The organism is Acinetobacter calcoaceticus (genome assembly GCF_016508255.1).
Lineage (GTDB): Bacteria > Pseudomonadota > Gammaproteobacteria > Pseudomonadales > Moraxellaceae > Acinetobacter > Acinetobacter calcoaceticus_E.
Genome location: NZ_JADVKT010000002.1, coordinates 60,120 through 77,103, shown reverse-complemented (window position 1 = coordinate 77,103; position 16,984 = coordinate 60,120). Strand labels below are relative to the sequence as shown.

The 16,984-nt window shown below is 39.2% G+C and carries 14 protein-coding genes; 5 read left to right on the top strand and 9 right to left on the bottom strand.

Annotated elements, in window-relative coordinates; translation table 11 throughout:
• The first annotated feature begins 40 nt into the window (after window positions 1-40).
• On the top strand, window positions 41-385 hold the full coding sequence (locus I5515_RS04295; RefSeq protein ID WP_199964924.1) for a hypothetical protein: 345 nt from the start codon (window positions 41-43) through the stop codon (window positions 383-385).
• 58 nt (window positions 386-443) lie between these two features.
• Here I5515_RS04295 and I5515_RS04290 read toward each other — a convergent pair whose 3' ends face one another.
• Window positions 444-1,055, bottom strand: a complete 612-nt coding sequence (locus tag I5515_RS04290; RefSeq protein ID WP_199964923.1) for a glutathione binding-like protein — start codon at window positions 1,053-1,055, stop codon at window positions 444-446.
• Window positions 1,056-1,262: 207 nt separating this feature from the next.
• Entirely contained in the window at window positions 1,263-3,701 is a 2,439-nt protein-coding gene (locus tag I5515_RS04285; protein ID WP_199964922.1) for an ExeM/NucH family extracellular endonuclease, read from the bottom strand.
• Window positions 3,702-3,846: 145 nt separating this feature from the next.
• On the opposite strand from I5515_RS04285, the gene trmB reads away from it, so the two are divergent.
• Entirely contained in the window at window positions 3,847-4,563 is a 717-nt protein-coding gene (trmB, locus tag I5515_RS04280; RefSeq protein WP_004642023.1) for a tRNA (guanosine(46)-N7)-methyltransferase TrmB, read from the top strand.
• A gap of 181 nt (window positions 4,564-4,744) precedes the next feature.
• Window positions 4,745-5,371 carry a glutathione S-transferase family protein gene (locus I5515_RS04275; protein ID WP_199964921.1) on the top strand — a complete coding sequence of 209 codons (627 nt, stop codon included), beginning with the start codon at window positions 4,745-4,747 and terminating at the stop codon, window positions 5,369-5,371.
• Between the two features lie 14 nt (window positions 5,372-5,385).
• Here I5515_RS04275 and I5515_RS04270 read toward each other — a convergent pair whose 3' ends face one another.
• The 5 genes from I5515_RS04270 to I5515_RS04250 form a co-directional block, all read right to left on the bottom strand.
• Window positions 5,386-6,165 (bottom strand): Rossmann-like and DUF2520 domain-containing protein, encoded by a 780-nt coding sequence (locus I5515_RS04270; RefSeq protein WP_199964920.1) that lies wholly within the window; start codon window positions 6,163-6,165, stop codon window positions 5,386-5,388.
• A gap of 104 nt (window positions 6,166-6,269) precedes the next feature.
• Window positions 6,270-7,685: an OmpA family protein gene (locus I5515_RS04265; RefSeq protein ID WP_199964919.1), complete on the bottom strand. Its 1,416-nt coding sequence runs from the start codon at window positions 7,683-7,685 to the stop codon at window positions 6,270-6,272.
• A 212-nt stretch (window positions 7,686-7,897) separates the two neighbouring features.
• On the bottom strand, window positions 7,898-9,133 hold the full coding sequence (locus I5515_RS04260) for a dihydroorotase (RefSeq protein ID WP_199964918.1): 1,236 nt from the start codon (window positions 9,131-9,133) through the stop codon (window positions 7,898-7,900).
• Window positions 9,134-9,145: 12 nt separating this feature from the next.
• Window positions 9,146-10,162: an aspartate carbamoyltransferase catalytic subunit gene (locus tag I5515_RS04255; protein ID WP_199964917.1), complete on the bottom strand. Its 1,017-nt coding sequence runs from the start codon at window positions 10,160-10,162 to the stop codon at window positions 9,146-9,148.
• 123 nt (window positions 10,163-10,285) lie between these two features.
• Window positions 10,286-10,630: a hypothetical protein gene (locus tag I5515_RS04250; RefSeq protein ID WP_199964916.1), complete on the bottom strand. Its 345-nt coding sequence runs from the start codon at window positions 10,628-10,630 to the stop codon at window positions 10,286-10,288.
• A 239-nt stretch (window positions 10,631-10,869) separates the two neighbouring features.
• On the opposite strand from I5515_RS04250, the gene rlmKL reads away from it, so the two are divergent.
• A complete protein-coding gene (gene rlmKL / locus I5515_RS04245; RefSeq protein ID WP_199964915.1) occupies window positions 10,870-13,080 on the top strand; it encodes a bifunctional 23S rRNA (guanine(2069)-N(7))-methyltransferase RlmK/23S rRNA (guanine(2445)-N(2))-methyltransferase RlmL in 2,211 nt (736 codons plus the stop codon).
• 18 nt (window positions 13,081-13,098) lie between these two features.
• On the opposite strand, the gene I5515_RS04240 is transcribed toward rlmKL, so the two are convergent.
• Window positions 13,099-13,509: a hypothetical protein gene (locus I5515_RS04240; RefSeq protein WP_199964914.1), complete on the bottom strand. Its 411-nt coding sequence runs from the start codon at window positions 13,507-13,509 to the stop codon at window positions 13,099-13,101.
• Window positions 13,510-13,776: 267 nt separating this feature from the next.
• On the opposite strand from I5515_RS04240, the gene I5515_RS04235 reads away from it, so the two are divergent.
• The gene (locus I5515_RS04235; RefSeq protein ID WP_199964913.1) at window positions 13,777-14,271 is read left to right on the top strand and encodes a CinA family protein; all 495 of its coding nucleotides are present in this window, start codon (window positions 13,777-13,779) and stop codon (window positions 14,269-14,271) included.
• Window positions 14,272-14,322: 51 nt separating this feature from the next.
• Here I5515_RS04235 and clpB read toward each other — a convergent pair whose 3' ends face one another.
• The gene (clpB, locus tag I5515_RS04230; RefSeq protein WP_199964912.1) at window positions 14,323-16,902 is read right to left on the bottom strand and encodes an ATP-dependent chaperone ClpB; all 2,580 of its coding nucleotides are present in this window, start codon (window positions 16,900-16,902) and stop codon (window positions 14,323-14,325) included.
• Window positions 16,903-16,984: the final 82 nt, after the last annotated feature.

Genomic DNA, 16,984 nt, shown 5'->3' with positions numbered 1-16,984 from the left:
TCCATAATTTTGGATGCCATGAATTAGAAGGAAAAACACAATGAATAAATTACTTGTTGCTTTAGGTCTTGCTGCGACCGTTGCCCTTGTTGGATGTAATAAAGATAAAGCTCCAGAAACAGGTGCGACAACGGGTGAACATTTAGAAAATGCTGCTCAACAAGCAAGTGCTGATATCAAATCTGCGGGTGATAAAGCAGCAACCGATATTGCTACTGCAACTGATAAAGCGACTGCAAAAATCGATGCTGCAACTGATCATGCCGCTAATGCAACCGCTGATGCTGCTGCAAAAACTGAAGCGACTGCTCGTAAGGCAACAGCTGATACAGCTCAAGCTGTTGAAAAGGGCGCTGCTGATGTAAAAGAAAAAGCTCAACACTAATCTCTAGAAGTAAAAAAGCCCCTATTTATTAGGGGCTTTTTTTGGCTTTTAAAATCTTTTATGAAATTAGACCTTCATCACGCATCGCAATTTGTACAGATTGACGCTCTGCAACTTTATTACGTAGTGCAATAATATTTTTATATGGCGTTAAATCATGCTCAATTGAGTTTGACCAATTTGTTAAAACAAATAGATAAGCATCTGCTGGACCAAAATTATCATTTACCAAATAATCATAATCAGATTCAGCCAAATAATTATCGATATATTTTAAAAGACGATCAATTTCTGCGTAAGCTTTGTTTTTTTCATCACTTGTTAATGATGCACCAAAGAATACGGCATAAGCATCATGTAATTCAGAGTTCAAATAACCCAACCACTCTAATACTTTCGCACGGCCCATACCTGATGGAGGAATCAAATCCTGTTTAGGGTCATGCTGAGCAAGAAATGGTAAAATTGCAACATTTTCAGTTAACATTAAACCTGGGTTAATTTCTAAAGCTGGCACATATCCCTTCGGATTAATTTCGTAATAATCTGCACCTTTTTCTGTTTTATGTGTTTTTAAATTTACCCGTTCTAAATCAAAATCAACATTAATTTCATTTAAAATAATATGTGCAGCTAAAGAACATGCGCCTGGCGAATAATATAATTTCATATCTGATCCTTGTTATCTAACATTAACGTTTTAAATTGCTTCTAGAAAACCTGCAAGGGTCATACAATTTCTTAATTGTAAAAAAGCGTAATTTTATAAATTACTTATACTCTCTAATATTCTCGAAAAAGTTTTCCCTTGCAAGTTGTCTTACGTGACGATTGTTTAAAATATGATAAAACAAATTTCTATCACGCTTATTTCACGTTAATTACGTTTAAAAAGCTGGGTAAGCCAGTTCATTAATTCAGTTAAGAAATCAAAAATACCATTTTTCTTGTCATCATCTGGATGGCTTGAATCTTTGCCGTTTAAATCCAGATCAACAATCACAGGGTCGTGGTCCGAAGAACGGTAGGCATCTTCACCATAAAATAATGCTTTTTGCTCATCGGTTTTATATTCTTCGTTATAGTCTAGAACTGGCGGTTCATCTGCATTGATATGCCATGCAAAGGTACGCACTACTTTTGGATATAAAGCAGCATCTGCAATTGCATGGTCTAAGTTACCTGCCCCACCATTACCATTGGCATCACTCGCAACACCATAAACATAGCTATATGCTTGAGTACCCTGACCTACTTTAGCGTCATTAAGTAAAACTTTATAGTTCGCTTTTTCAAACGACAAAATAGGTTCTTCTTTCGCATAACTGTTCATATCCCCTACAAGTAAAGCATTTTGCTTATTAACTTGAGTTGGATTTTTCGCTAACCATTGTACAATTTGATCGACTGCTTTCACGCGGGTTGGATTCCAGCAGCCTTGGCCATCATTTTGATCGGCATCAGTAGAGCTAGCATTAACGCCACTACAGCTTTTCGATTTCAAGTGGTTTGGAATAACGGTAAAGGTTTTATTCCCACGAACTGCTTGGAAACTTTGCGCTAATGTTGTTCGATTCTTGTCGCCTAAATCAAGCACAACAGGCTTATTTAAAGGTTTAACACGTTTACTGTTATAGATAATAGCCACAGCAATTGCATCACCACCTAAACGATCCAGATTTTCAGGAATGACGTATTTCCAATCGCTACCTAAAGCTTTGGTCAAATTGGCAATTGCACTGTTCGGTCCATAACCATTGTTCGCAATTTCCATTAAACCGTAAACATCGGCATCAATCGCTTTTAATGCACTCACAATTTTACGGTGCTGTTTATCAAACTCAGCTTGAGTTGTCGCTCCACGTTCCGTTGGAAAACCCGTTGCGCCATTGTCATAGTTCAAAACGTTAAATGAAGCTACACGAATATGATTCGCATTTTTGGTAAGGACACTTTGACGTGGGTTTGTTTGAGTAATAACTTCAGGTTGATTACGTCCAAGCACAGGTTGCACACGCCAACCATTGAAACGATATTCTAAAATACCTTCAGCATTTTTAAGTTGATAGCCTGAACGCAGTGTATTAGTAGCACTAAAATTAGTTGGTAACCATGGTGTACGGTTCTGGTTGTTATAACCATCATCAAAAATAATTTTTGATAATAGATTCTTTTGTGCCAAAGCTTTAGCTTCAGGAGACAGCGCTGGATATAAATTGGTCGGAATATATAAACGGCCCAAGCTTAACGATAGTTCACCATAACGTCCATAATTGTAGTTCTCACTCACCGTTAAAGTCTGAGGCAGTTTCACCAACATACCTTGATAACGCTGCGGAGAATTAGTCGAGCCGCCCGTTAAACTGGCAAATGGAAGCTCAAGGCTAATCGGCTGAACCTGATTTGCCATATTGCTATTACAAGTTTGAATATCTTGTTGTAACTGATCTAATTGCAACTGGTTTTGATAAGCGGTTAAACGACCACGTAAAATGACTTCATCGCCGACCTGCCCACCTTTTACAGCACTACTATTTGGAATATAAACAAAAATTGCATTGCTGACATTTGCCCGAGCCTTCGTGTCAGGCGTTTGAACATAAAAACCTGAGAATCCATTGGCATAACGATAGTCTGCTGTAATGACTCCTCGCACTGTGTAAGACTGGTTTTGTGTTGATGTTGCTAAATCAGCAATGGCTGTATCTGAACTTGAACAACTTACTGTTTCCACAGGAGGTTGAGTTGTAGAACCAGATAAATTTGAAAAGTCATTTCTGTTTGCCCATGCCGACCATGAATGGTCTAAATCAAATGCTGCTGTTGCATCAACACTTAAAGCTGGGTTCTCTGTTTCAATACGCTTAAAACTATTTCCGAGACTTGAAACTGCCGTACCCCATCCCGCTGCTGGGCGTTCACCAATACGACCAAAACGGTCTACAGGCGTTCCTTTATAAACAAGTACAACCGCATCATCACCATTAAAAGATAATGCTGCTACCTGATTAACTTTACTTCCAAGTTCTGTTTGCAACTCTGAGCGACCGACTAAAAACTTCTGCTTACTTGCGAGCGTACCTTGTAAACGGAAAGTTACTGTCTTGGCAGTTCCACCATTATTAAATTGTTGAATTTCATAATCGGCTAAATTAACAGTCGTGCCATCCGGATTATAAATTTCCAAGCCTTTTTTATTGCTGCTGCCATCAACATATTGGCTAAACATGAGCTGTGCTTGAGCAACTGAGCTATATGAAAATGCACCTAATGCACTTAAAAAAACTGAAAGTGTTCTTAATTGAAAAGTTTTCATGAGTAAATGTGTTCATATGAGTTTTAATTAGCCTCTTAGATTAAATATTGATCATGACATCTACATGAAGAAAAACACCGAAACATTTGACTTGATCACATGAAGACTTAAAATACCGCATTTGAATTTCAATATTGCCAAGGTTATGTCGATCGATCAGTTAGAAACGCAAATTGCAGACTTAGACAATTTGCCTGAACACCGTGAAATTGTGACGTTTATGCGTCGTTCAGCACCACTTAATACGTCTCAACGCACGGCATTAGAACAACATCGCGATTTAATTTTGGAATATCCTGTTGGTGACTTGCGTCAACACTTCGAACATCCAGAACGTCCTTTAACTGTTGAAATCGGTTTTGGTATGGGTCGTTCGTTAGTACTTATGGCAAAAGCAAACCCTGAACGCAACTATGTGGGTATTGAAGTCCATGTACCCGGTATTGCTCAATGTCTGTATGAAGCAGGTATAGCAGAAGTTAAAAACTTGCGTGTACTCGATGCAGATGCAATTCAAGTTTTACGTGAAATGCCAGACAACAGCATCAACTGTGTTCAGCTTTACTTCCCAGACCCTTGGCAAAAGAAACGTCATTTTAAACGCCGTTTTGTTGCTCATGAGCGTATGCCATTGGTTGAACAAAAACTTGAGCTTGGCGGTACGTTCCACGCAGCAACAGATTGGGAACCGTATGCTGAATGGATGCTAGATGTACTAGATAACCGTCCAGACCTTGAAAACTTGGCTGGTAAAGGTAATAGCTACCCTCGTCCAGACTGGCGCCCAGTGACTAAGTTCGAACGTCGTGGTATTGAATCAGGTCATAAAATTAATGACTTTATCTTTAAGAAGATTAAGTAAATAAAAGAAAAGGCTTAGTGACAAACTAAGCCTTTTCTTTGTAATACTAAAAATTAAATAAATCCCTATAACTGAACTCATCTATCTATTCTTCTTTCTAATTAATAATTGCCAATCTGACTGAATATAGTTATTTATAGAAACTGATACTTGCCACACTAAAGATTGCTAAGGACAACACATGCTAAAAATTTTAGGGCGCGATAACTCCATTAACGTTCGCAAAGTCTTATGGCTATGTGAAGAATTAAATCTTGAATATGAAAAAGAAGATTGGGGAAGAGGCTTTCGCTCTGCACAATCACCTGAATATTTGCAATTAAATCCAAATGGTCTAATTCCTGTTGTTATAGATGGTGATTTAGTCCTTTGGCAGTCCAACAGTATTATCCGTTATTTGGCAAATGTTTATGATAAAGAGCATCAGCTTTACCCTACTCAAGCGAAAGAAAGATTCTTTGTTGACCAGTGGATTGATTGGCAAGCAATCGAACTGAATAATAGCTGGACTTATACGATTATGTCTCTGCTTAGACATTCACCAGATCATCAAGATCCAAACTTATTACAACAAGGCATTGAAAACTGGAATCGTCATATGCAGATTCTCGATCAACAGCTTGCCAAGACTCAAGCCTATGTTGCTGGTACTGAGTTTACCTTAGCCGATATTCCAATTGGCTTGTCTGTACAACGTTGGAAAGCAACGCCTTTTGATCATCCAACGCTTAAACATGTCGATCAATATTTTGAACTTTTAAATCAACGTCCAGGGTTCTTAAAGTGGGGAAATAACGGCGAACCTTAATGTTTAAATCAGTTTTAGGCCGAGTGATGGCGCTTTAAGATGCCATCACTTAGAAGTTGATACACTTGTTTTAAATCATCACGATTTGCTTGAGCCAATAAGCTTTGGTGCATTGCCAAAATATTTTTATCCCCTCGTACTGCTGGCCCTGTCTGTACTTGTTTTGGATCATTTTCAGTGGCTTTTTTTGCTGTTTCCACAATTAATGGATAAAGCAAACTAAAGTCGACTTGCTCTGCATCTACCACCTGCTTTGCCATATCAAAACAATAATTACTAAAATTACAGGCAAACACTGCTGCCAAATGTAAAGTTAAACGTTGTTGTGAGCTGTATTGATATACTCGGCTACTTAGGCTATTTGCTAAATCTAAAAGTAGTCTCTGATCGACATCTGCTACTGCTTCAACAAACAACGGCGTTGCAGACCAATCAACTTCTCTTTCAAAGCTAAATGTTTGTAATGGATAAAACACCCCTGCTTTTTCATGCACATGACTAATGACTTCAATATTGGTACTACCCGAGGTATGAGCAATAAGAATTTCAGGAAATAATTCATGAATCTGTTTTGCAAGATCAGCAATGGCACTATCTGAAACTGCCAGAATAATTAAATCAGCCGGTTGGAATTCTTGAAGAGTCTGGCATGCTTTTGTCTGGATCTTCTCTGCAAATTTTTGAGTTTTCTCAAAATCACGTGCATAGACTTGTACAATCTTATGGCCTTGAGCCAAGAGTACTTTTGCTAAATGAAAGGCAACTCGCCCACTTCCTACCAAACTGATTTTCATATCAACTCAACAATATATGTCTCTATAAAAAAAGCTTCTCAAAATGAGAAGCTTTTTTCAAATTAGAATTAAATAAAATCAATCATTTTTAATCAATCAATTGATTATTGAGCGACTGAAAACTCGATACGACGGTTTTTAAAACGACCTTCGTCAGTTGTATTTTCAGCAACTGGTTGGTCGGAACCATGACCTTGGGCAACCAATTTAGAAGCATCGACTCCTTTAGATGTCAAATAGTCTACTACGGCTTGAGCACGGCGTTGCGACAGAGCTTTATTTGCTGCTGCATTACCAGTCGAGTCGGTATGACCGCCCACATTTAATTTGACGCTAGTCACTTTATTTAAAAGCGTTGCAGCTTGGTCAAGAATTGCTTTGTTATCTGCTGGGATTTCACTTGAACCACTCGCAAAATTAATAATTTGCAAGTTAAGTGCTTTCACTAAAGCATTTACATCGACATTATTCGAGTCAATTGAGCCTAGAGCAGTTTGCGAAGCAGTTAAACTATTGCTTACAGATTGCTCAGCTGTTGCTGGTGCTGCGCCTACAACCTCAGTATGTGGCACCAATGCTTTTACTTTTGCAGTTAAAGCTTCTAATGCTGCTGCATCACCCGCTTTCAAAGTAATTTTATCGCCCACCCATTCTAAAGATGCATTTGGCACACCTTTTAATGCACCTAATACGCCAGCAAGCGCGTCTTTATCTGTAAATGAAGCTGCATAGGTTTGGCTTGTATCAACGTTACAGTCCTTAGTTGTTGAAAGAACTTTCTTAACGTTCGTTTGTAGCGTTGCCAAGAAGCCTGGGTCACCAATGCCTGCCTGACACTGACTCACCGCACCTTTATCATCTGTACTTAAGGTTAAACTAGCTGGTGCAGCAGCGGCTTCAACGCCACTTGCAGCCTTTGGTTCTGGCGCGGGTACAGCTTCTTTATGCTGGCAAGAGCGCCATAACCAAGCAATGATAAGACCTAGAATAATGAGGGCAATAATGGGTAAGAACCCACGAGACTTACCAGTATTTTCCGTTGCTGCAGCAAGTGGGGGCGCAGTTGGTGAAGTAACTGAAGAAAAGCCCGCACCAAGGCCTAGTGGAGCTAATAGACCCACTGCCCATGCTGGTAAATATGAACGAATCGTTTCTGCATGCTGGCGTAAGTAGTTCACAATACTTTGCTGGTCATTTCCGGCGACACCTGAAATTGCATTAAGACTTGGTTTAATTGCACTGTTGAGTGTGCTTTCTATTTCTGTAGCAGGTGCTGTACCACTTAAATGGGTAAGTACAGTATTCTTAATTTGGTCATTATGAGAAAAAAGGTCTGATAATGAAGGAGCCAAACTGTTTTTCAATTGTCCAATAAGATCAGGTTTAGCAGCTAATAATGAAAGTAAGATTGGATAAAACTTAGATAAAGCGTTAGTTTTTTCGCCTAGGTATCCATCCTGTTCATCTAATAATATTGAAGATACTTTTTCTTTAAGCAATTCTATAGGGTTTATCGACATTGGTTATTCTCCCGAATCTTATACGTCGTAACCAGCAACTTTTGATTATTCAAATACTTCTCTTTGCTGATAGTTTTTTATTCTAATCTTCCTTCAACCTTTTGTTGTTTTTTATATAATTTATATACAATTTTCCATCTAGTATTTACAAAACAGGCAGATCTTATTGATCTGCCTGTTTATCTTTAAAAATTACTTAACCAATCATCTGATTATTTAGCAAAAGTATGAAGTACTTTACCCGTCAAGGTTTGCCCCAACAATGGAGTATTTTTCCCTTGCGATAAAATTGTGTCTTTGCTTACTGTCCAGTTTAGAGCAGGATCTACCAATACCCATCCAGCTTCATCTTCCCAACGCGAGGTCATATTCGCAACCTGCGCTGGCACGCTAGTCACTTTAGCAACCCATTCTAGAGGTTCAAATAAACCTTCATTAATAAGTTGAATCCCTAAAGACACATAGGTATCAAAAGCTGTAATGCCTGGCTGAGTTTCAGCAAATGGCGCCATTTTTGCCGAACTGCTTAAAGGCTCATGGTGCGTACAAATTGCATCAATTACACCTTCTTTTAAACCTTGACGTAAAAGTTCTTTATCTTGCTCAGAACGCAATGGGGGTCGAACATGTGCAAGTGAATTGAAACCGTCAGTTAAATGTTCAGTTAAATGTAACTGGTGCATTGCAACATCGGCAGTCACAGGTAAACCTTTTGCTTTTGCGGCACGGATTAATTCAACCGATGCACCACAAGACAACAAACCAAAGTGCGCATTTACGCCAGTTGCTTCAATCATGAGCAGATATTTCGCAATTGCTACTGTTTCAGCAAGTGCTGGAATCATTGGCAACCCTTGACGAGAAGCAATAAAGCCTTCGTGTGCACATCCATCTTTAGCAATCTGTGGTTCTTCGGCATAGAACACAACCGTTAAGCCAAGACCAGCTGCATATTCCAAAGTACGAATCACAACGTCATCATTTTCAAAAGCAGCGTTGGCATTTGAAACCGCAGTACAACCACCCTTTTTCAGGCCTGCCATATTTGCCGGTTGTTTGCCATTTAAACCTTGGGTTTGAGCGCCAATAATATGCATGTGAATGCCGCCATCAAGCCATGCCTTTTCGATCAAGCCGTGAATAAGCGCACCATTGTCTTGTACAATCGGCTTTGAGTCTGGTGGAGTAATAACGTGCAAAATGCCATTCGCACGGGCCGCCTTACCTTCAGATTTAAGCGTGCCGTGTTGCTGTTGACCCGGTTCACGCAAACGTGCGCACAGATCAACCATGGTTGGCATTAACCATTTGCCTTGGCCATCAATCGTTTGTTCAACCTGTTCTGCTTGAGCAACCAACTTACCATTTTGAATATATACAGTTTGTACGCTGTCTGTTTTTTGGATTGGGTCTAACACACGTACATTTTCAATTTTTACAATACTCATGTGATCCATTCCTTACAACGTAATCGCTTCAATTAAACCTTGCTCTTGGAGTTGGCCTTGCATTGACAGTGCCAATACAGCCATACGAACTGCAATACCGTTGGTTACTTGTTTCAAAATAACCGACTGGTCTCCATCAGCAACACTTGAGTCAATTTCCACACCACGATTCATTGGTCCCGGATGCATCACAATACAGTCCGGTTTAGCTAAACCAAGACGCTCTTTGTTTAAGCCATACATTCGATAAAATTCAGACTGCGAAGATAATGCCGGAGAGTCAATACGCTCATTTTGAATGCGTAGAGCAATAATCACATCACAATCTGCGACCCCTGCATCCATGTTGTTAAACAAACGAACATGTTCGCCATATTCGGAAAAGCCCACTGGTAATAATGTATTCGGTGCAATCACACGAATATCTTTACAACCTAATGTTTGTAATGCAGCCACATCCGAACGCGCTACACGAGAGTGTTTGATGTCTCCAATAATGGCAACGCTCAACTCTTCAAACGGTTTCTTTGTTTCACGGCGAATGGTAAGCATATCGAGCATCGCTTGCGTTGGATGGGCATGACGTCCATCTCCTGCATTAATAATTGCGACCTTTGGACATACATCTTTAGCAATGAAATGTGCAGCACCCGACGATGAATGACGCACAACAAAAATGTCAGCAGCCATTGCTTCAAGATTCCAGAGCGTGTCTCGCAGAGTTTCACCTTTTGATGTACTTGAACGTGCAATATCAATATTCAATACATTGGCAGACAAGCGTTTTGCTGCTGCTTCAAAAGTAGTACGAGTACGGGTAGAGTTTTCAAAGAAAAGATTCATAACCGTCAACCCTTCTAGGAGCGGACGGTTAATTAAATTATTATTATCATCTAAAAAGCTTTGTGCGGTATCTAAAATCTTAGTGAGGTTTTCTTTTGAAAGTCCCTCAATTGTTAAAAAATGTTTTAAATTTCCGTCCTGATTGAGCTGAACCTGGCTCGGCTGATGCAACGCTGCAATATGCATAATGGATTCCTATGGGTCGAATCGCGAAAACGTGCATAGTGTAGCTGAATTCCGCTCTTTTCGCAGAAGAACTTTACAGAATAAGACCCTAAATTGACCAGAAATTTAGGATCTTATTCGAGATTACCTTAATGCACCAATGTAATGGTGTGGAACTTGTGCCCTATAAATTTCTTCGGCGGTAATTTCTGAATCTTCATCGACTTTAACAATAGTAAGGTTTTCTTTTTGGGAAGGCTCAGGTATTGAGTCAACCAACGATTTTAATCGCTCAACGCATCGTTTTAATTCGTCATCCTCTGTTTCTGATGCCAGCACAATTACATATTTTGCATAATCTTTATTTTGAATAACATACATTGCATCGATTACCCGCCCAGTCACCCTACGCATACGTACATATATTTGCGTCGCCACTGAGAAAGCATCTGCATTAGCAAGAAAACCATTCCCCATCATGTCTTTCATTTATAATTACCCCATCCATTAAAATTATAAAAATGGTTAAAAACTGACTATGTCTGTTAAATAAATAACCATCAATAATATTGGTCTAGCAAAATACATACCAATTTCAAGGTATTACTCTTTAAAAATCAGTTTATTGGTTGCTAAATGATAGGTTGCAATAATTTAAAAACCTTTAGACATCAAAATACGTTAAACTTTGCATCGTTAATATTTATATGTTTTGGTCAATCGAGTTTATGAATACCTCTTTACGTTTAAACCACTATTGGATTACTTGTGCTGATGGTTTAGAGCCCCTCTTACAAGAAGAAATAGAACAGCTTGGCACCAAAGTGACAGAACGTAAAGCAGGACGTTTAATCATTGAAGGGACGCTTGAACAAGCTTACCGCATTTGTATGTGGTCGCGTCTCGCTTCTCGTGTTTTACTTCCTATTCATACTTATGAACTTGATTTTACGCATGATGCACGTGATGTCGCAGAAGAACTCTACGAAGGTGCAATGAGCTTTGACTGGTCACTCATTTTTGCACCACAAAGTACCTTTGCAATTCGCTTGCATGCAGAACGTGAAATCATGGTCAATTCACAATTTGCTACGCTTCGTGTAAAAGATGGCGTTGTTGATTCCTTTATGGAAGCTGTAGGTCGCCGTCCTAGCATTGACACCAAACAACCAGAAATTACGATATATGCTTTGGCAGGTAAAACTGAACATACTTACTGTCTAGATTTATCAGGTGACTCGCTCCATAAACGTGGTTACCGCCATTACATGACGGATGCACCAATTAAAGAAAACCTTGCTGCTGCAATTTTGCAAAAAGCTCAGCTCAAACAGCGTAATCCAGAAATTGTACTTGACCCAATGTGTGGTTCAGGCACATTTATCATTGAAGCATTAATGATTTTAACTGACCGTGCACCTGGACTTGTTCGCCGTTTTGGATTTAATGGCTGGCATGGTCATGACCGCGACCTTTGGCTTTCACTTAAAGCAGAAGCAGCAGAACGTCACGAAAAGGCACTTGAATTACCTTTACCTAAATTTTATGCCTACGATGCAGACTGGGAAGCGATTAAAGCAACCCGTGAAAATATTATTGCAGCAGGCTTTGAAAATTTATTAGGTCAGATTCAAATCGAAGAGCGTACTTTAGCTGACTGGCCAGATTTTGCTGCTGAAGGTAAAACTGCATTTATTGTGACTAACCCACCTTATGGTGAACGTTTAGGTGAAAAAGCTTCAAACCGTTCTCTATACCTAGGTTTATCAGCGCTTTTACAAAAACATTTCCCAAATCAATATGCAGCAGTTATTGCAGCTCAAATTGAACAATCTGATGTTTTAGCATTTGAAGCGCCTGAAACTTTACGTTTAATGAATGGTAAGTTGCCAATTTATATTCGTTTCGGTGTAATCAAACCAGAAAAAGTAAGTCAACCATTTTTAACGAATTGGCAAGCTCAACCTATTGAAATGGAAGAAGCACAAGACTTCGCTAATCGTTTGCAAAAAAATATGATTGCCTTGAAAAAATGGGCAACTAAAGAAAACATCTATTGCTTACGTTTGTACGATGCTGACTTACCTGACTTTAATGTCGCTGTTGACTTATATGGTGACCGTTTACACGTTCAGGAATACGCACCACCAAAAACAATCGATCCAGAAAAAGCTAAAAAACGTTTTAATTTAGCGCTTGCTGCGATTCGTGCTGTTACTGGCTTAAACCGCGATGCCATCTTTATTAAGACACGTGCACGCCAAACTGGTACAACTCAATATACGAAGCAAAGTACAGCTTCAAAACGTTTTATCGTTCAAGAAGGTAAAGCTAAAATTTTAGTTAACCTGACCGATTATCTTGATACAGGTTTATTCCTTGACCATCGTCAAATGCGTTTACGTATTGCTCAAGAAGCACGTGGCAAACACTTCTTGAACTTATATAGTTATACGTCTACTGCGAGCTTACATGCTGCGCTTGGCGGTGCTGCAAGTACAACAAGTGTGGATTTATCTAACACTTACTTAAACTGGTCAAAAGAAAACTTCGTACTCAATGGTTTAACTGTAGATCATGCAGATGAACAACACATGTTCTTTGCCAGCGACTGTTTTGAGTGGTTAAAAGAAGGTCATGAACAATACGACCTTATTTTTATTGACCCACCGACATTCTCAAATTCGAAAAAATTCTATGGTACATTCGATGTACAACGTGACCACATCTCACTCATTAAACGTGCAATGAACCGTTTACAAAGTGAAGGTACGCTCTATTTCTCGAATAACTATCGCGGTTTTGAAATGGACGAAGAAATCGAAGCTATTTTTCAGGTTGAAGAAATCACTTCTGAAACCATCGGCCTAGATTTTAAACGTAATCAAAAAATCCATCGTGCATGGAAAATTCAGCACCCTGCTCTAGATCAATATTAATAAGCCTAGAGGTTATTATTACTTCACGGTAATAATAACCTCACCATGAATATTTTTTGACTCAAAATCATAACGTGTAAATCGATCTGCACGCTCAGGCTGTGCAATCATTTCTAACTTCTTCTTTTCTTTACTATCAATGACATTGTCTTGTTTCTGATAAGGAGAAAGCACGCTAGTTCTAAGCACATCCCATCTAACCTGCTGTAAATAATTATCCCCTAACACCTGACGGACTTGTTGTTGTTCTATTTCAGGTTTTTTTGCATCATCTTGAGCTTTCGCAATAATGACGGGTAAAAACGTGGTTATTGCTCCTGTTTGAGTTGCAAGCGCACTTTCTGACATTGGTTCTACTGCCCATGTGTTTGATAATAATACAGACACGCCGCTCAAAATTCCCAGCATATACCCTTGTTTATTGTTCATTTCCTTCATCCTAAAATTGTTATTGTTTGTTATATCGAACAAAATTAACAATTTTTTAAGCATGTCGCAATGATCTAAATAGACTTCCCGATAGTTAGCATTTTTATTCTAAAAATAGAAAATATCACGCAGGCATTTTGTGAATATTCAACTAGTTTTATAGATTTTTATCTCAGACTTGAACGGCACCCTTAAATCACTTACTGTAATTTTATAATTTATCTGTAAATTGATTTTATTTATAAAAACGCCATTCGAGGTGAAATAATGCTTCAGCACTGCTGCCAACTATTAGAAAATCATCAACTCAAAATTGCATTTATTGAAAGTGCGAGTTCAGGTTATTTAACCAGTCAATTTTCTATTCATAAAAATAGCGGTGCAGACATTTTACTCGGTGGTTTAGTGAGTTACGATCCCAGCATTAAAATTAGTATTTTAAATATCGATCCAAAGTTGATAGAGACTTACACAGCAGAATCACCACAAGTCACAGAGGAAATGTGCAGACTGGGTCAAAGGTTATTTCAACAAGCCGATCTTATTGTAAGTTGTACTGGTCTATTAAAATCTGGCGGAAGTGAAACCCCAGAAAAACCTGTAGGTACTTTTTTTATCTGCATTTTTTACCAAGAGCGTATTTATCATTACCATTATTTTTTATCTGGCCACCCCGAACAAAAATTAAAAACATTAACTCAGAAAGTTTCAGACACCTTAATTTTTTTACTCACATCAACAACAAAAACACCCTCACCATAAAAAAAAGAGAATATGTTTCCATATTCTCTTTTCGGTTTTAGCAGACAAAGTTTAGCTGAGTTTCATTTTATCAAACACTAAGTGACCATTTTCACCTTTAACCAAAATGGTATCACCTGCGACGAAATCACCCGACAAGATTTTTTGAGCCAATGTGTTTTCAATCTGTTGTTGGATTGCACGTTTCAATGGACGCGCACCATAGACAGGGTCGAAACCAGCATCAATCAATAAATCAAAGGCTGTATCATCTACAGTTAAGCTCATATCGCGATCGACAAGTCTTGAACGTAAGCGATCCAACTGAATATCGGCAATACCACGAATTTGTGCTTTCTTAAGTGAATGGAAAATCACAAGCTCATCAATCCGGTTAATAAATTCCGGACGGAAATGCTGACTTACCGCATTCATTACAATAGTACGCACTTCATCATCTGTTGCATGTTCACCTAGCTCACGTACATCTTGTGAACCTAAGTTCGAGGTCATCACAATCACAGTGTTTTTAAAGTCTACTACTCGACCTTGAGAGTCCGTTAAGCGCCCGTCATCCAACACTTGTAGCAAGATATTGAATACATCTGGATGCGCTTTTTCAACCTCATCAAACAACACCACACTATATGGTTTACGGCGAACAGCTTCAGTTAAAACACCGCCTTCTTCATACCCCACATAACCCGGAGGTGCACCAACCAAACGGCTCACCGAATGTTTCTCCATGAATTCACTCATATCGATACGAATCATGGCATCGTCACTGTCAAACAAGAAGTTAGCCAGCGCTTTGGTTAACTCAGTTTTACCAACACCTGTTGGTCCTAAAAATAAGAATGAACCACTTGGACGATTCGGATCAGATAAGCCTGCACGCGAACGACGAACTGCGTTAGACACGGCAACGACAGCTTCATCTTGCCCTACAACGCGGTCATGTAAAAAACCTTCCATATTGAGTAGTTTTTCACGCTCGCCTTGCAGCATTTTCGTGACCGGAATTCCGGTTGCCGCACTAACCACTTCGGCAATTTCATTTTCAGTGACTTTAGTACGAATGAGTTTTGGCTCTTCGTTATCTTCAGCAACTTCATCTTGCTCAAGTTGTTTTTGAAGCTCAGGAATTACACCATACTGTAAACGTGCTGCTTCAGCCAAATCACCCTCACGCTGAGCCTTTTCAAAAGCAATACGTGCTTTATCGAGTTCAACCTGAGCCTGTTTAGTACCTTCGACAAGAGTCTTCTCAGATTTCCAAATTTCTTCAAGATCGTTGTATTCTTTCTCGACTTCAGCAATCTGTTTTTCAAGATGAGTGACTTCGGCTTTACTGCCTACATCTTCGTCTTTTTTCACAGCTTCCAATTGCATTTTCAATTGGATTAAACGGCGGTCGAGCTTATCAAGCGCTTCAGGTTTAGAGTCAATTTCCATCTTAATACGAGAAGCTGCTTCATCAATCAAGTCAATTGCCTTGTCCGGTAATTGACGGTCAGTAATGTAACGATGAGACATTTTCGCCGCAGCAATAATTGCCGAGTCTAAAATCTGCACACCATGGTGAGTGGCATATTTCTCTTTTAGACCGCGTAAAATTGCAATGGTATCTTCAACACTTGGCTCATCAACCAACACTTTTTGGAAACGACGCTCTAATGCAGCATCTTTTTCAATGTATTGGCGGTATTCATCTAGGGTTGTTGCACCCACACAGCGCAACTCACCGCGCGCCAATGCAGGTTTTAACATATTACCTGCATCCATTGCGCCATCACCTTTACCTGCACCTACAAGCGTGTGTAGCTCGTCAATAAACAAGATGATTTCGCCTTCGTGTTTTGCCAAATCTTTTAAAACAGCTTTTAATCGTTCTTCAAACTCACCACGATATTTAGCACCAGCAAGCAATGAACCTAAATCTAATGATAAAACACGTTTGCTTTTTAGTCCTTCAGGTACTTCACCCTTCACAATACGCTGTGCCAAACCTTCAACAATAGCAGTTTTACCAACACCCGGTTCACCAATAAGTACAGGGTTGTTTTTTGTACGACGTGATAAGACCTGAATAGTACGGCGGATTTCGTCATCACGCCCAATCACCGGATCAAGTTTCCCAGCTAAAGCACGCTCATTTAAATCAATCGTATATTTATTAAGTGAGTCACGTTGATCTTCGTGATTATTACTCATGACTTTGTCACTACCTCGAATATGTTCAATTACTTTGCGTAGGCTGTCAGGAGTTACACCTACGGCACTTAAAATATTTTTAGTTTCGCCTGTTTCTGCTAAGCCTAATAGCACCCAGTCAGTTGACAAAAATTCATCACCCGCTTTTTGTGCATATCTATCTGCCAGATTAAGCGCCTTAACAGCTTCAGGGTTTAAATTGACATCCCCAGTCGGATTCGCAATGGTCGGAGCATCTTTTATAGCTTGCTCAAGCTTTTGTTTAAGTTCAGGTAACCGTGCACCTGCTTGTTGCAACAAACTAATATTTGATGGCTCTTCTAAAAGGGTACTCAAAATATGAATACCCGCGATTGCGGTATGGTCTTTACCCATCGCTAAAGATTGAGCATCTGAAAGGGCTTGCTGCAAGCGGTTTGTAAATTTTTCAAAACGCATTCTTGTTATTCCTCACAACAAATTTGTACTTGTCTAATAGATGGGAACATTTTTCCGGATTTCAAATAAATTTTTATATATT

Bases quoted from the DNA above. Each gene is read 5' to 3' on its own strand.
- I5515_RS04290 (WP_199964923.1), bottom strand. From the start codon at position 1,055: ATGAAATTATATTATTCGCCAGGCGCATGTTCTTTAGCTGCACATATT.
- rlmKL (WP_199964915.1), top strand. From the start codon at position 10,870: ATGAATACCTCTTTACGTTTAAACCACTATTGGATTACTTGTGCTGAT.
- I5515_RS04240 (WP_199964914.1), bottom strand. From the start codon at position 13,509: ATGAACAATAAACAAGGGTATATGCTGGGAATTTTGAGCGGCGTGTCT.
- I5515_RS04295 (WP_199964924.1), top strand. From the start codon at position 41: ATGAATAAATTACTTGTTGCTTTAGGTCTTGCTGCGACCGTTGCCCTT.
- I5515_RS04250 (WP_199964916.1), bottom strand. From the start codon at position 10,630: ATGAAAGACATGATGGGGAATGGTTTTCTTGCTAATGCAGATGCTTTC.
- I5515_RS04285 (WP_199964922.1), bottom strand. From the start codon at position 3,701: ATGAAAACTTTTCAATTAAGAACACTTTCAGTTTTTTTAAGTGCATTA.
- I5515_RS04235 (WP_199964913.1), top strand. From the start codon at position 13,777: ATGCTTCAGCACTGCTGCCAACTATTAGAAAATCATCAACTCAAAATT.
- I5515_RS04275 (WP_199964921.1), top strand. From the start codon at position 4,745: ATGCTAAAAATTTTAGGGCGCGATAACTCCATTAACGTTCGCAAAGTC.
- trmB (WP_004642023.1), top strand. From the start codon at position 3,847: ATGTCGATCGATCAGTTAGAAACGCAAATTGCAGACTTAGACAATTTG.
- I5515_RS04260 (WP_199964918.1), bottom strand. From the start codon at position 9,133: ATGAGTATTGTAAAAATTGAAAATGTACGTGTGTTAGACCCAATCCAA.
- I5515_RS04270 (WP_199964920.1), bottom strand. From the start codon at position 6,165: ATGAAAATCAGTTTGGTAGGAAGTGGGCGAGTTGCCTTTCATTTAGCA.
- I5515_RS04265 (WP_199964919.1), bottom strand. From the start codon at position 7,685: ATGTCGATAAACCCTATAGAATTGCTTAAAGAAAAAGTATCTTCAATA.
- I5515_RS04255 (WP_199964917.1), bottom strand. From the start codon at position 10,162: ATGCATATTGCAGCGTTGCATCAGCCGAGCCAGGTTCAGCTCAATCAG.
- clpB (WP_199964912.1), bottom strand. From the start codon at position 16,902: ATGCGTTTTGAAAAATTTACAAACCGCTTGCAGCAAGCCCTTTCAGAT.